The sequence below is a fragment of the Pseudomonas sp. PvP089 genome, from assembly GCF_017875165.1.
GTDB classification, from domain to species: domain Bacteria; phylum Pseudomonadota; class Gammaproteobacteria; order Pseudomonadales; family Pseudomonadaceae; genus Aquipseudomonas; species Aquipseudomonas fortuita.
This window is the reverse complement of record NZ_JAGGME010000001.1, coordinates 1,044,437-1,057,916: the sequence shown is the minus strand read 5'-3', so window position 1 is coordinate 1,057,916 and position 13,480 is coordinate 1,044,437. Positions and strand designations below refer to the sequence as shown.

Annotated in this window: 11 protein-coding genes and 1 pseudogene; 6 read left to right on the top strand and 6 right to left on the bottom strand. The window is 62.3% G+C overall.

The genetic code is table 11. The annotated features are described in order from the left end of the window. Positions 1-129: 129 nt before the first annotated feature. Entirely contained in the window at positions 130-1,308 is a 1,179-nt protein-coding gene (locus J3A71_RS04815) for an acetyl-CoA C-acetyltransferase (protein WP_024718026.1), read from the top strand. A gap of 85 nt (positions 1,309-1,393) precedes the next feature. Here the strand turns inward: J3A71_RS04815 and J3A71_RS04810 are convergent. Further along, positions 1,394-2,170: pseudogene (locus J3A71_RS04810) on the bottom strand (5-methyltetrahydropteroyltriglutamate--homocysteine methyltransferase); the annotation flags it as partial. Positions 2,171-2,378: 208 nt separating this feature from the next. On the opposite strand from J3A71_RS04810, the gene J3A71_RS04805 reads away from it, so the two are divergent. Continuing rightward, entirely contained in the window at positions 2,379-3,866 is a 1,488-nt protein-coding gene (locus J3A71_RS04805) for a methylenetetrahydrofolate reductase C-terminal domain-containing protein (protein WP_023047382.1), read from the top strand. On the opposite strand, the gene yjiA is transcribed toward J3A71_RS04805, so the two are convergent. From yjiA to J3A71_RS04790, 3 genes are all read right to left on the bottom strand, one after another. Further along, positions 3,826-4,803: a GTPase gene (gene yjiA / locus J3A71_RS04800; protein ID WP_024718027.1), complete on the bottom strand. Its 978-nt coding sequence runs from the start codon at positions 4,801-4,803 to the stop codon at positions 3,826-3,828. The two genes, J3A71_RS04805 and yjiA, sit on opposite strands and share 41 nt — an antisense overlap. 144 nt (positions 4,804-4,947) lie before the next feature. Then, entirely contained in the window at positions 4,948-5,145 is a 198-nt protein-coding gene (locus J3A71_RS04795; protein ID WP_003251633.1) for a YbdD/YjiX family protein, read from the bottom strand. 17 nt (positions 5,146-5,162) lie between these two features. Then, positions 5,163-7,229 carry a carbon starvation CstA family protein gene (locus tag J3A71_RS04790; protein ID WP_209952692.1) on the bottom strand — a complete coding sequence of 689 codons (2,067 nt, stop codon included), beginning with the start codon at positions 7,227-7,229 and terminating at the stop codon, positions 5,163-5,165. Positions 7,230-7,406: 177 nt separating this feature from the next. Here J3A71_RS04790 and J3A71_RS04785 point away from each other — a divergent pair, with 177 nt between their 5' ends. Then, positions 7,407-7,772, top strand: a complete 366-nt coding sequence (locus J3A71_RS04785) for a PilZ domain-containing protein (RefSeq protein ID WP_023047384.1) — start codon at positions 7,407-7,409, stop codon at positions 7,770-7,772. A gap of 263 nt (positions 7,773-8,035) precedes the next feature. Continuing rightward, positions 8,036-9,553, top strand: coding sequence for a nucleobase:cation symporter-2 family protein (locus tag J3A71_RS04780; protein ID WP_016489098.1), 1,518 nt, complete (start codon positions 8,036-8,038; stop codon positions 9,551-9,553). A gap of 172 nt (positions 9,554-9,725) precedes the next feature. Here J3A71_RS04780 and radA read toward each other — a convergent pair whose 3' ends face one another. Continuing rightward, on the bottom strand, positions 9,726-11,096 hold the full coding sequence (gene radA, locus J3A71_RS04775) for a DNA repair protein RadA (protein WP_016489099.1): 1,371 nt from the start codon (positions 11,094-11,096) through the stop codon (positions 9,726-9,728). Between the two features lie 176 nt (positions 11,097-11,272). On the opposite strand from radA, the gene mscL reads away from it, so the two are divergent. Then, complete coding sequence (gene mscL / locus J3A71_RS04770; RefSeq protein ID WP_016489100.1) at positions 11,273-11,692, top strand: large-conductance mechanosensitive channel protein MscL; 420 nt, start codon at positions 11,273-11,275, stop codon at positions 11,690-11,692. 33 nt (positions 11,693-11,725) lie between these two features. Here the strand turns inward: mscL and J3A71_RS04765 are convergent, their stop codons facing one another. Beyond that, positions 11,726-12,502 carry a ferredoxin--NADP reductase gene (locus J3A71_RS04765; RefSeq protein WP_024718028.1) on the bottom strand — a complete coding sequence of 259 codons (777 nt, stop codon included), beginning with the start codon at positions 12,500-12,502 and terminating at the stop codon, positions 11,726-11,728. 212 nt (positions 12,503-12,714) lie between these two features. Between J3A71_RS04765 and J3A71_RS04760 the strand changes: the two genes are divergently transcribed. Further along, positions 12,715-13,422: an autoinducer binding domain-containing protein gene (locus tag J3A71_RS04760; RefSeq protein ID WP_060517403.1), complete on the top strand. Its 708-nt coding sequence runs from the start codon at positions 12,715-12,717 to the stop codon at positions 13,420-13,422. The last annotated feature ends 58 nt before the right edge of the window (positions 13,423-13,480 follow it).

The following is a 13,480-nucleotide window of genomic DNA, read 5'->3' as shown; positions in this document are numbered from 1 at the left end:
TTAGTTGGATAGCCCGCCGAGCGCCCATTGATTTGTTTTTCACATCAATCCGAAAGAAAAACAAACTTAACAAATGAGCCAAAGCCACCGATGCTTGGGCATTACGCCCATCGCACGGAGAACAACAACATGAATGACGTGGTCATCGTCGCCGCTACCCGCACCGCCATCGGCAGCTTTCAGGGCGCCCTGGCCACGGTACCTGCGGTCGACCTCGGTGCCGCCGTGATCAAGCGCCTGCTGGAGCAGACCGGGCTGGACCCGGCGCAGGTGGACGAAGTGATCCTCGGCCAGGTGCTCACCGCCGGTGCCGGCCAGAACCCGGCGCGTCAGGCCGCGATCAAGGCCGGCTTGCCCTACAGCGTACCGGCACTGACCCTGAACAAGGTCTGCGGCTCGGGCCTCAAGGCACTGCACCTGGCCGCACAGGCCATCCGCTGCGGTGATGCCGATGTTGTGATTGCCGGTGGCCAGGAAAACATGAGCCTTGCCCCCTATGTGATGCCTTCAGCCCGCACTGGCCAGCGTATGGGCCATGGCCAGCTGATCGACAGCATGATCACCGATGGCCTGTGGGATGCCTTCAACGACTACCACATGGGCATCACCGCCGAGAACCTTGTGGACAAGTACGGCCTGAGCCGTGAACAGCAGGACGCCTTTGCCGCCGAGTCGCAGCGCAAGGCCGTGGCGGCCATCGAGGCCGGGCGCTTCAACGATGAAATCACCCCGATCGTATTGCCGCAGAAAAAAGGTGAGCCCAAGGTGTTCGCCCAGGACGAACAGCCACGCCCGGACACCACCGCTGATTCCCTGGCCAAACTGCGTCCTGCGTTCAAGAAGGATGGCAGCGTTACCGCTGGCAACGCCTCCAGCCTGAATGACGGCGCCGCCGCCGTGCTGCTGATGAGTGCCGCCAAGGCCAAAGCCCTGGGCTTGCCAGTACTGGCGAAGATCGCCGCCTATGCCAGTGCAGGGGTAGACCCGGCAATCATGGGTATCGGCCCGGTTTCAGCGACTCAGCGTTGCCTGGACAAGGCCGGTTGGCAACTGGCCGAACTGGACCTGATCGAAGCCAACGAAGCCTTTGCCGCACAGGCGCTGGCAGTGGGCAAGGTGCTGGAATGGGATGCTGCGCGGGTCAACGTGAATGGCGGGGCGATTGCCCTGGGCCACCCGATTGGCGCTTCCGGGTGCCGGGTGCTGGTGACCTTGCTGCACGAGATGATCAAGCGGGACGCCAAGAAAGGCCTGGCGACCTTGTGCATCGGGGGTGGGCAAGGCGTGGCGCTGGCGATCGAGCGCTGATCAGCAGGCCCGGCCTATTCGCGGGTAAACCCGCGAAGAGGCCGGCACAGGCAGCCGATGATCAAGCCGCAGCGCGGTTCTGTTCCAGTGCAGCAGCCAGCACCGCGACTTCCTGGCACTTCTGCACAGCCAGGTCCAGCGGGCAGTGCAGCAGCGCACAAGATGGCGCCAGCCACAGCCGCTCTCCCAGGCGTTCATGGGCATCGTGCAGCAGGTCCAGGGTCTGTCCCAGGTTGCAAGGCGCGGGGTTGACGCCGTCAACCAGGCCCAGCGAAAGCACTTTGTAGGCCGGCAGGCGGTCGAGGATGGTCACGTACTGGTCGGGTGCCTGCACCAGGTCGATGTGCAGGCCATCGACCGGCAGGTTGGCGGCCAGGCCGAGGTTGCCGCCAAGGCCACCCGAGTAGGTGGCAATCAGCTTCTTCAAGGGCGCGCGCTGAAGGATGTTATAGACGCGCTCGAAAGCGTTTTTCCAGTCTTGAGGCAGATCTTCGGCGAGAATCGGCTCATCGATCTGTACCCACTCGACGCCCAGCGCAGCCAGGCGGTTGAGATACTGGTCATAGAGCGGCAGCAGGGTCTCGAGGCGCTCCAGCTTGTCGGTCCCGTCGTTGTATTCGCCCTGCCACAAATAGGTCAATGGGCCGATTACCACTGGCTTGACCGCGTGGCCCAAGGCCTTGGCTTGCGCCACTTCGTCGAAGAGTTGCGCCCAGCCAAGGTCGAACGGTTGGTCAAGCCAGGCAAAGTCGCCAACGGGCAGCAGTTCGATGCCGGCGTCTTTCTGCACCTGCCAGTGGCGGGCACGCAGCTCGCGGTTGCCACCGATGCGTGGAAAGCCCAGGTTGTGTGCCAGTGCCATGTCTTGTCCCTTCAGCATGCATAAATGAATGAGGGGATTGTCCGGTTGACAATGGTTTGAGACAAACTCATTAAATTTGAGATGAACCCAAGATTTTTTCATGATCATGCTGATGTCTCATTCAGAGCACCACCCTGCGCATCCGGACATGACCCCGCCCGCCTTGTGCCGCACAATGCCACCCTGACCACACCAGGTGCCCGGCCACATGAGCCTGCTGAAAACCGCGCTGCGCGAACAGAACTTCGTCTGCGTCATGGAGTTCGTCCCCAAGCCTTCCACAGAACGCTTCGCCGCCATGGAAGCGATCATGGCCCGTGCGCACCTGTGCGGCTGGCCGATGACCGTGGCCATCGGCGATCGCGTCGGCAGCCCGCTGGACATGTCGCCGCTGGACGCCCTCGCCGCTTTCAGCAACCCGGTACCTGCCTTGCCGCACTTTTCCGGCAAGGACCGCGAGCGTCACCACCTGCTCGCCCAACTGCAGCGTATGGACGCCGCGGGCCTCGACCAGCTGTTGCTGCTGACCGGCGACCGCCTGCCCGGCCACGAGCCCGGCCAACGCCCCGTACGCTACCTGGAATCGGTCGCCGCCCTGCAGCTCGCCCGCCAGGCTTGCCCGCACTGGCTGCTGGGCGCTGCCCTGAACCCGTTCAAGTACTGTGAGGAAGAAGGCGGCGCCCAGTATTTCAAGGCCGAGAAAAAGCTGGCAGCGGGGGCCGACTTCCTCACGCTGCAACTGGGCTTCGACGCCGCCAAGCATCAGGAAGCCATGCACTGGATGCGCCGCCAGCCCACGCCCCTGCCCATGCTGGCCTGCCTCATGAGCCTTACCCACGGGCGTGCGGCCATGCTCGACCACGTGGCCGGCGTCACTGTCACCCCGTCCATGCGTGACATGCTCGAAGCGGAGACCGCGCAGTCCAAGGTGTTTGCCCAGGCGCGCAGTGTTGACCGCCTGGCCTTGCAGATCATCGGTGTAAAGCTGATGGGTTACGCCGGTGTGCACCTGTCAGGGGTTCACGAACTCAAACAGCTGCTGGCCCTGGAAGCCCGTATCGAGCACTGGCAAACCCAGGTCCACACGCTGGAGCAGTGGGCGCCCGCCTGGCAGGCCAGTTGGCAGATGCCCGGGCTGCCGGCGGTGATCTTCCATCCGCCGCAAGCGGCCTGGCGGCAGGGCGAATCGCGGGTCGATGCCTCCTTCAAAGAGAAAGCACGCTATCACCTGATGCACGGCATGCATTCGCTGCTGTTCAGCCGCCGCAATGGCTTGAGCAAGGCATTTGGCTGGGCGGTTCGCCGGCCGCTGTGGGCTACGCGCGTTGGTGCTCAGGTGTTGCACAAAGTGGAACGTGCGGTGAAACGGCCATGGGTGGGTTGCGATACGTGCGGCCGCTGCCGTCTGGAAGACACGCTGTACGTCTGCCCGGAAACCTGCCCCAAGGGCTTGGCCAACGGCCCTTGCGGCGGTACCGCACTGAACCGCTGCGAGTTCGGCGACCGCGAGTGCATCCACAGCGTCAAGTACCGCACCGCCAAGGCAGTGCGGCAGACCGCTGTGCTGACCGAGCGCCTGATCCCGTGCATCGAGGTTGAAACCCGCCACCGCAGCTCGTGGCCGCAGTGGTTCCAGGCCGCAACGCCGCGGCGGGTCAGCCCGCAGCCAGCGCCTCGAAGCCAGCCCGAATCATAGCCTCGGGCAGTTCATCGGCGATGAACACCATCACGCTCTCACGGGGTTCACCCTCGGCCCACTGGGCGTCCCAGTCAAAGCCGTAGAGCTTGAGCACGCCCTGGAAGACCAGCTTGCGGTCTTCACCGGCGATGTTCAGCACGCCCTTGTAGCGCAGCAGCTGTTTGCCATGAGTTTCCAGCAACTCGTTCATGAAACCGCTGAGGCGGTCGATATCCAGCGCGGTTTCCGTGCGCAGCACCAGCGTCGAGATCCTGTCCGGCGTGGCGGGCTTGAGCACCGGGCGAAGCGCCGGTTTCAGGTTTGCGCCCAGGTCAGGGTTGAGGTTGAAACCACGCACATCCAGTAGCTCAGCCAGGTCGATGCGGCCGTGTTCGACGACACCGATGGCGGCCCGGCCATTGATGCGCGCAAGGCGCTCGCGCAGAGCCTGCACCGCAGCCGGTTCAGCCAGGTCGGTCTTGCTCAGCAGCAGGCGATCGGCAAAGCCGACCTGGGCCTGGGCGATGGTCTGGGTCAGGTGCAGTTCGGCATGAACCGCATCGACCAGGGTGATGATGCCGTCAAGGATATAGCGCTCACGCAGCTCCTCGTCGATGAAAAAGGTTTGCGCCACCGGCGCCGGGTCGGCCAGGCCGGTGCATTCGATGACCAGGCGCTCGAAGGCGATCTCGCCTGCGTCCAGGCGTTCGAGCAGCAGGTACAAGGCGCGCGTGAGGTCGCCGTGGATGCTGCAGCACACGCAGCCATTGGCCAGGGTCATCACCTGCACCGGCTCGTCGCCCAGCAGCTGGCTGTCGATGCCGGCCTCGCTGAATTCGTTTTCGATCACGGCAATCTTCAGGCCGTGCTCGGCCTTGAGCATGTGCTTGAGCAAGGTGGTCTTGCCAGCACCAAGGAAACCTGTGAGTACGGTTACGGGAATAGGCGTCTGCACGCAGAACATCTCCTGTGCGGAAAAAACAGTGGCCTCATCGCCGGCAAGCCAGCTCCCACAGGTACTGCACAGACTTGTGGCCTATGGAGTACCTGTGGGAGCTGGCGTGCCGGCGATGAGGCCGGACAGGTCAACGCTTAGGGTTCAACAGCATTTGGGCCCGGACTTGCCGCCGTAACGGGCTTCCTGGCGTTCGCGGAAGAACGCCTCGTAGCTCATCACCGGCTTGTCCGGATGCGTCTTCTGCATGTGTTCGACATAGTTGTCGTAGTCGGGCATACCGACCATCAGGCGGGCTGCCTGCCCCAGGTATTTTCCCAGTCGACCCAAGTCGTTGAACATGATTGCAGTCCTCTCGATTACGCGTCAGGCAGGGCCTGGAACGGGGTTTCCTTGTCGCTGCGCTCCTTGCGGCCCCAGGCGGCGTAGCCGACCTTGATGGCGAAGAACAGGATGCTGAAGACCACCAGCAGGAATAGAATCGTCAGGCCCGCGTTGGTGTAGGCGTTGAAGATCACGTGCTGCATCTGCCCGATGTCCTTGGCCGGGGCCAGTACCTGGCCGGCGTCCAGTGCAGTGCTGTACTTCTTGGCCAGGGCCAGGAAGCCAACGGCCGCGTTCGGGTCGAACAGCTTGATCAGGCCTGCGGCAGTGGTGCAGATCAGCAGCCACACGGCCGGCACCAAGGTGACCCAGATGTAACGCTGACGCTTCATCTTGATCAGCACCACAGTACCGAGCATCAAGGCGATACCGGCCAGCATCTGGTTGGAGATGCCAAACAGCGGCCACAAGGTGTTGATGCCACCCAGCGGGTCGATCACGCCCTGGTACAGCAGATAACCCCACATTGCCACGCAACCCGCGGTGGCAAGCAGGTTGGCCCCCCACGACTCGGTGCGTTTGAGCGCCGGCACGAAGCTGCCAAGCAGGTCCTGCAGCATGAAGCGCCCGGCACGGGTACCGGCGTCCACCGCCGTGAGGATGAACAGCGCCTCGAACAGGATCGCAAAGTGGTACCAGAACGCCATGGTGTTCTCACCTGGCAACACCTGGTGCAGGATCTGCGCGATACCGACCGCCAGGGTTGGCGCACCGCCGGCACGGGCCAGGATGGTGTGCTCGCCGATGTCACGGGCGACGGCTTCGAGCTGCTCGGGGGTGATCAGGAAGCCCCAGCTGCTGACCGTCTGCGCCACCGAGGCAACGTCTGCGCCCACCACGGCGGCCGGGCTGTTCATGGCGAAGTACACGCCCGGCTCGATCACAGACGCGGCGACCATGGCCATGATGGCAACGAACGATTCCATCAGCATGCCGCCGTAACCGATGTAGCGGGCGTTGGTTTCGTTGTCCAGCAGCTTGGGCGTGGTCCCCGAAGAGATCAGCGCGTGGAAGCCGGACACCGCACCACAGGCAATGGTGATGAACAGGAACGGGAACAGGGTGCCCTTCCATACCGGGCCAGTGCCGTCGGTGAACTGGGTCAGCGCGGGCATTTTCAGCTCGGGCGCGATGATCAGGATACCGATGGCCAGACCAACGATGGTGCCGATCTTGAGGAAGGTCGACAGGTAGTCACGCGGCGCCAGCACCAGCCACACCGGTAGCACTGCGGCGACGAAGCCGTAGCCCACCAGCATCCAGGTAATCTGCACGCCGGTGAAGGTGAACGCCGGGCCCCAGACCGGATCCGCAGCAATTACGCCGCCCAGCCAGATCGAGGCCAGCAGCAGTACCACGCCAACGACCGAGATCTCGCCAATGCGGCCCGGACGGATATAGCGCATGTAGATGCCCATGAACATCGCGATCGGGATGGTCGCCATGACGGTGAACATGCCCCACGGGCTCTCGGCCAGGGCCTTGACCACGATCAGCGCCAGCACCGCGAGGATGATGATCATGATCAGGAAGCAGCCGAACAGGGCGATGGTGCCCGGAATGCGGCCCATCTCCTCGCGCACCATGTCGCCCAGCGAACGGCCGTTGCGGCGGGTGGACAGGAACAGGACCATGAAGTCCTGCACCGCACCGGCCAGCACCACGCCGGCGATCAGCCACAGCGTGCCGGGCAGGTAGCCCATTTGCGCGGCGAGCACCGGGCCGACCAAGGGGCCTGCGCCGGCGATGGCAGCGAAGTGGTGACCGAAAAGAATGTGTTTGTTGGTCGGGACGTAGTCCAGGCCGTCGTTGTTGAGCACCGCAGGGGTAGCACGGCGCGGGTCCAGTTGCATCACCTTGGTAGCGATGAACAGGCTGTAGTAACGGTAGGCAACCAGGTAGATGGCCACTGCCGCGACCACGATCCACAAGGCGTTGATTGCCTCACCGCGACGCAGGGCGACCACACCCAGCGCGCAGGCCCCTATGACTGCCAGCGCCAGCCACGGAATGTGGCGTAGCAGGCTATTATTGTTGTTCATGGTTAGCTTCCAGCTGGTGGATTGGAAAGACCGCCCACCGAGTCTAGGGCGAGTCATCGCGCATTGCCACACTTGCTTTGGTCTAGAGCCTCTGCGGCCAGATTGCGGTACCTGATGCACGTAGCATTTTAACTATAGTCAGGATGTCACTTTAGGACCTACCCGAGGATCCATGCCATGAGCGATCACGACGAACGCCGCCGTTTCCTGCGTATCCCGTTCGACGCCCCGACCAGGCTGTGCCAGGGCGAACGTTGCTGGGAGGTGAAACTGCTCGACCTGTCCCTCAAAGGCCTGCTGGTCGAAAGCCCGCAACCCTGGGATCCCGACCTGAGCCAGGACTTCGAAGCCTACATTGTGCTCAACGACGAAGTGACCGAGGTGCAGATGCAGGTCGAACTGCGCCACGAAGAACCGAACCGACTGGGCTTCATCTGCTTGTACATCGACATTGATTCGATGAGCCATTTGCACCGTCTTGTGGAATTGAACGGGGCTGACAGCACCAGAATGATGCGTGAGCTGCGCGAACTCATCGAATAATGAAATCTTTTAGCTAGCTAATAGCCTTCCCGCGTTGTGTTTCCTGTCTACCCAGACAGCTTTAAGGCTGGGTAGCTGCACTTTGTACACACCCCTCTAATACAGCATTTGATGAGTTGGTACGCCTTCTGCATTGGGTTTTCGCACATCCGGAGGCCGCCGATGTGCGCGCTCCGATCAAAATATTGTATACAATTCTAGTGGCAATCATTTGCAGGAACTGTCTACAGTAGCGACACAAAAATAAACAGAGAGCCTGCTCCATGACTACGTCCCCTAGCACGTCTCCCGCCAAGCGCCCCGAGGACGAAAACCTCGGCCTTGGTGCCAACCTGGCCTACGGTCTGCAACATGTGCTGACCATGTACGGAGGGATTGTCGCGGTACCCCTGATCCTGGGGCAGGCCGCAGGCCTCAACGGCGCCGAGATCGGCATGCTGATTGCCGCCTCGCTGTTTGCCGGTGGCCTGGCCACCCTGCTGCAAACCCTCGGCCTGCCGTTCTTCGGCTGCCAGTTGCCGCTGGTGCAGGGCGTGTCGTTTGCCGGTGTGGCGACCATGGGTGCCATCCTCAGCAGCGAGGGCGGCGGTGGCCTGCCCGGTGTGCTCGGCGCAGTCATGGCAGCATCGCTGATCGGCTTTCTGATCACCCCGGTGTTCTCGCGCATCACCAAGTTCTTCCCGCCGCTGGTGACCGGCATCGTCATCACCACCATCGGCCTGACGCTGATGCCGGTCGCCGCTCGTTGGGTGATGGGCGGCAACAGCGCTTCGCCGGAATTTGGCAGCGTGGCCAACATCGGCCTGGCGGGGCTGACCTTTGCCATCGTGCTGCTGCTGAGCAAGCTGGGCAGCGCGACCATCTCGCGCCTGTCGATCCTGCTGGCCATGGTGTTCGGCACCCTCATCGCCTGGGCGCTGGGCATGACCGACTTCAGCAAGGTCGCCGAAGGCCCGATGTTCGCCTTCCCCACGCCGTTCCACTTCGGTATGCCGGAATTCCACATCGCCGCGATCCTGTCGATGTGCATCGTGATCATGGTAACCCTGGTGGAAACCTCGGCCGACATCCTCGCCGTGGGTGAGATCATCGAGACCAAGGTTGACTCCAAACGCCTGGGCAACGGCCTGCGCGCCGACATGGCATCGAGCATCCTGGCGCCGATCTTCGGCTCGTTTACCCAGAGCGCGTTCGCCCAGAACGTTGGCCTGGTGGCCGTGACCGGGGTCAAGAGCCGTTACGTGGTGGCCACGGGTGGCGTGATTCTGGTGGTACTCGGCCTTCTGCCGGTCATGGGCCGGGTGATTGCGGCAGTACCGACCCCGGTACTGGGCGGCGCGGGCATCGTGCTGTTCGGCACCGTGGCGGCCAGCGGTATCCGCACCCTGTCCAAGGTCAGCTACAAGAACAACGTCAACCTGATCATCGTCGCGGCTTCGCTGGGCTTCGGCATGATCCCGATCGCCGCACCAACCTTCTACCACCACTTCCCGAACTGGTTCGAGACCATCTTCCACTCGGGCATCAGCTCGGCGGCAATCATGGCCATCCTGCTGAACCTGATATTCAACCACTTCACCACCGGCAACTCGGAAAACCAGTCCGTGTTCGCTGCAGCTTACGAACGCACCATCCAGTACTCCGACATTTCCGCGCTGCGTGATGGCGACTACTTCAAGGATGGCAAGCTGTTCGATGCCGAAGGCAACGAAGTGCCGATGCTGGAGCTGGACGAGCACGGCAACCAGACGGTCAGGCGCGAGGCAGTTGCCGAGCATTGACCGCTGACTGAGCGGTGAGAGGGGGGCCGACGCGCATCGTCGGCCCCTTTTTCGTTTGACTGTACTGGCCCTATCGCCGGCAAGCCAGCTCCCACAGGTACTGCACAGGACCTGGAAACTGTTGTCCTGTGGGAGCTGGCTTGCCGGCGATAGGGCCGGGCCTGACTACGGATTACTCGAACAATGCATCCAGGGCCTGTTCCAGGCGGGTGACGGCAATTACCTGCAGCCCCGCCGGCGCCTCTTTCGGCGCATTGCCCTTGGGCACGATCGCCCGCTTGAAGCCATGCTTGGCCGCTTCCTTCAACCGCTCCTGCCCGCTAGGCACCGGCCGCACCTCGCCCGACAGGCCGATCTCGCCAAACACCAGCAGCCCATGGGCCAGTGGCCGGTTACGCAAGCTGGACATCACTGCCGCCAGAAGCGCCAGGTCCGACGCCGTTTCCAGCACCTTGACCCCGCCTACCACATTTAAGAACACGTCCTGATCGTGGGTGGGAATACCGCCGTGGCGGTGCAGCACCGCCAGCAACATGGCCAGGCGGTTCTGGTCCAGGCCCAGGGTTACCCGGCGCGGGTTGGCCAAGTGGCTGTCGTCGACCAGCGCCTGTACCTCGACCAGCATTGGCCGGGTGCCTTCCCAAGTCGCCATCACCACACTGCCCGGTACTTCTTCCTGGGTACGGTTAAGGAAGATCGCCGACGGGTTGGACACCTCTTTCAGGCCCCGGTCGGTCATGCCGAACACGCCCAGTTCGTTGACCGCACCAAAGCGGTTTTTCACCGCTCGCAACAAGCGCAGGCGGCCGTCGGACTCACCTTCGAAATACAGCACGGTATCGACCATGTGCTCCAGTACCCGTGGGCCGGCCAGCGAGCCTTCCTTGGTCACGTGGCCGACCAGGAAGATCGCCGTGCCGCTCTGCTTGGCGTAACGCACCAGTAGCGCCGTGCTCTCGCGCACCTGGGCTACCCCACCAGGAGCCGACTGCAACTGCTCGGTGAAAATAGTCTGGATCGAGTCGATCACCATTACCCGAGGCTTCTCGACCCGCGCGGTGGCGATAATGGTTTCAATACAGGTTTCGGTCATGACCTTGAGCTTGTCCTGGGGCAAGCCCAGGCGCCGCGAGCGCATGGCCACTTGCTGCTGCGACTCTTCACCCGTGACGTACAGCGCCGGCATGCCCGAGGCAATGTTGCACAAGGTCTGCAGCAGGATGGTCGATTTGCCGATGCCTGGGTCGCCACCAATCAGCACCACCGAGCCATCCACCAGGCCACCGCCCAACACGCGGTCCAGTTCGGTGCTGCTGGTGGTGAAGCGCGGGATTTCCTCAACGCTGACTTCGGCCAGGGTCTTGATCTGCGCTTGCTGGCCGGTCCAGCCGGCGCGGCCGCTGCTGGGCGCAGCCGCACCACCGCTTTCGATCATGGTTTCGACCAGCGTGTTCCAGGCTCCGCATTCGCCACACTGGCCGGCCCATTTGGGGAAGGTCGCGCCGCACTCGGTGCAGCCATACAAGCGCTTGGCCTTGGCCATGGGTGGGGTCTCCTGGAAAAAACCGCCATCATAGCCGAGCAGGACGTGTCTCGAACGCTTCGGGATGCGACAAAACTATTCGTTCTAAGCGCAGTCAGTAGCCCTGAACACAACGCATGAAGCGTTTTAGTGGCTTACACTGCGTTAACCTTACCTTTTGTTACAAGGAACCAAACATGGGCATGATCAGTGAGTTCAAGGCCTTCGCGGTCAAAGGCAATGTCGTCGACATGGCGGTCGGTATCATCATCGGCGCGGCCTTCGGCAAGATCGTCTCGTCCTTCGTCGGCGACGTGGTCATGCCGCCACTGGGCCTGTTGATCGGGGGGGTGGACTTCAGCGACCTGGCCATTACCCTGAAGGCTGCCGACGGTGACATTCCGGCAGTGGTGCTGGCCTATGGCAAGTTCATCCAGACCGTGATCGACTTCCTGATCGTTGCCTTTGCCATCTTCATGGGGGTGAAGGCGATCAACAGGCTCAAGCGCGAAGAAGCCGTGGCACCGACTGCGCCGCCGGTGCCTTCTGCTGAAGAGACGCTGCTGACCGAAATTCGCGATTTGCTCAAGACGCAGAACCAGAATCGGTTGCCTTGAGGTTGCTGGGGCCGCTTTGCGGCCCCAATAGCATTACCAATAGTTTTCGACCGCCACCTGCCCCGGCCGCTTGCTCAGGCTCAGCTGCAAGTCACGCGCCTTCAGCACCTTGCGAGTTTCATCGATCATCTCCGGGTTACCGCACAGCATCACCCGCGAATGCTCGGGCGACAGCTCCAACCCCGCCGCCTGCTCCAGCTCGCCATTCTCGATCAGCGTGGTAATCCGCTGATTCAAAGCCCCGGGGTGCTGCTCACGGGTCACCACCGGAATGAACTGCAGCTTGCCGGCATACTCAGCCAGATAGTCGCGCTGCTCCAGCCCTGCGATTTCATCCACGTAGGCCAGCTCTTTCGCTTCACGCACCGAATACACCAGCTTGATGCTGTCAAAACGCTCCCAGGCTTCGAAGTCCTGCAGGATCGACATGAATGGCGCAATACCGGTGCCGGTCGCCAGCAGCCACAGGTCGCGCCCGCCCACGAAGCGGTCAAGGGTAAGGAAACCGAAGGCCTGGCGGTCGATCAGCAAGGTATCACCCGCCCCCAGCCGGCTCAGCTCACTGGTGAACTCCCCCCCTGGCACCACGATGGAGAAGAAGTCGAGGTGCTCGTCATGGGGTGCGCTGACCATTGAGTAGGCGCGCCACACCACGCTGCCATCGGCCTTGGTCACACCAAGGCGGGCGAACTGTCCGGAACGGAAGCGGAACCCCGCATCGCGCGTAACCCGCAGGCTGAAGAGGTTCGGCGTGAGCGGCTGAACATCGAGCAGGGTCTGGCGGGTGAACTTTTCGGCGCTAGCGGTCATATCGGGCTCCAGGGTTGACGTGCGCACAGTGTCGCGCAAAGTGGCGCGGATAAAAACCACTGCTTTGTAGGGCCTCACACAACCGGATCGTGCCGAATTTGCAGAAACCCCTAAGCGCTATAACAAAAAATTCCCAACGCCATGGTAGGTCTTTTCCTACAATAAGCCGGGTACCCAAATGGATTGGATCCGACGCACCCGAGGAATTTCTGATGCTTCACTGGAATCCCGAACACCTTCAAGCGTTCGTCAACGAACGCAGCCCACGGAAGCTGTTCGACATCGCGGTACATCTGGCGCAAGACCTGGACATGGAGTACCTCGGGCTGAACATGCGCATCCAGATCGCCACGCAGACACCCAGGGTGTACCTCTACAGCAACTACCCGGCGGAGTGGATCGAGCGCTACCAGCGCGATGAGTTCTACAAGCAGGACCCGGCCGCCAGCGTCAGCCACAGTTCGACCATGCCGGTGCTGTGGACCGACGAACTGTATCGTGAGGCCCCGCAGTTTCGCGAAGCGGCCTGCCAGTACGGCTTGCGTCATGGCTGGACGCAATCACTGCACGACCTGCAGCACAATGAAAGCCAGATCAGCGTGGCCAGACCAGCCCAATCAATCGACATCGTGGAGCTGTACGACAAGGCCGGCAGCGTACAGTGGCTGTGCCATACCCTGCATGCCGTACTCGGCGAACACCACCTGAGCGCACTGTGCCCACCGCAACCTAAAATGAGCGAGCGTGAACTGGAAGTACTGAAATGGTCGGCCGCTGGCAAGACCGCAGCCGACGTGGCTTGCATCCTGTCACTGTCGCAGAGCACCGTGAACTTCCATATCCGCAGCGTGATCACCAAGACCAACGCCGCCAACAAGGCCGGCGCCATCGCCATCGCTGCCCTGCGTGGCTGGATCTGACCTTCAGACCTGCGACCTTGGGCAAAGCCCTGTAGAATTGCCCGGCAAAGCCCGGGGC

Coding starts and splice junctions, on each gene's coding strand:
- J3A71_RS04815 (WP_024718026.1), top strand. CDS start 130: ATGAATGACGTGGTCATCGTCGCCGCTACCCGCACCGCCATCGGCAGC.
- J3A71_RS04805 (WP_023047382.1), top strand. CDS start 2,379: ATGAGCCTGCTGAAAACCGCGCTGCGCGAACAGAACTTCGTCTGCGTC.
- J3A71_RS04795 (WP_003251633.1), bottom strand. CDS start 5,145: ATGTTCAACGACTTGGGTCGACTGGGAAAATACCTGGGGCAGGCAGCC.
- J3A71_RS04790 (WP_209952692.1), bottom strand. CDS start 7,229: ATGAACAACAATAATAGCCTGCTACGCCACATTCCGTGGCTGGCGCTG.
- J3A71_RS04785 (WP_023047384.1), top strand. CDS start 7,407: ATGAGCGATCACGACGAACGCCGCCGTTTCCTGCGTATCCCGTTCGAC.
- J3A71_RS04780 (WP_016489098.1), top strand. CDS start 8,036: ATGACTACGTCCCCTAGCACGTCTCCCGCCAAGCGCCCCGAGGACGAA.
- radA (WP_016489099.1), bottom strand. CDS start 11,096: ATGGCCAAGGCCAAGCGCTTGTATGGCTGCACCGAGTGCGGCGCGACC.
- mscL (WP_016489100.1), top strand. CDS start 11,273: ATGGGCATGATCAGTGAGTTCAAGGCCTTCGCGGTCAAAGGCAATGTC.
- J3A71_RS04765 (WP_024718028.1), bottom strand. CDS start 12,502: ATGACCGCTAGCGCCGAAAAGTTCACCCGCCAGACCCTGCTCGATGTT.
- J3A71_RS04760 (WP_060517403.1), top strand. CDS start 12,715: ATGCTTCACTGGAATCCCGAACACCTTCAAGCGTTCGTCAACGAACGC.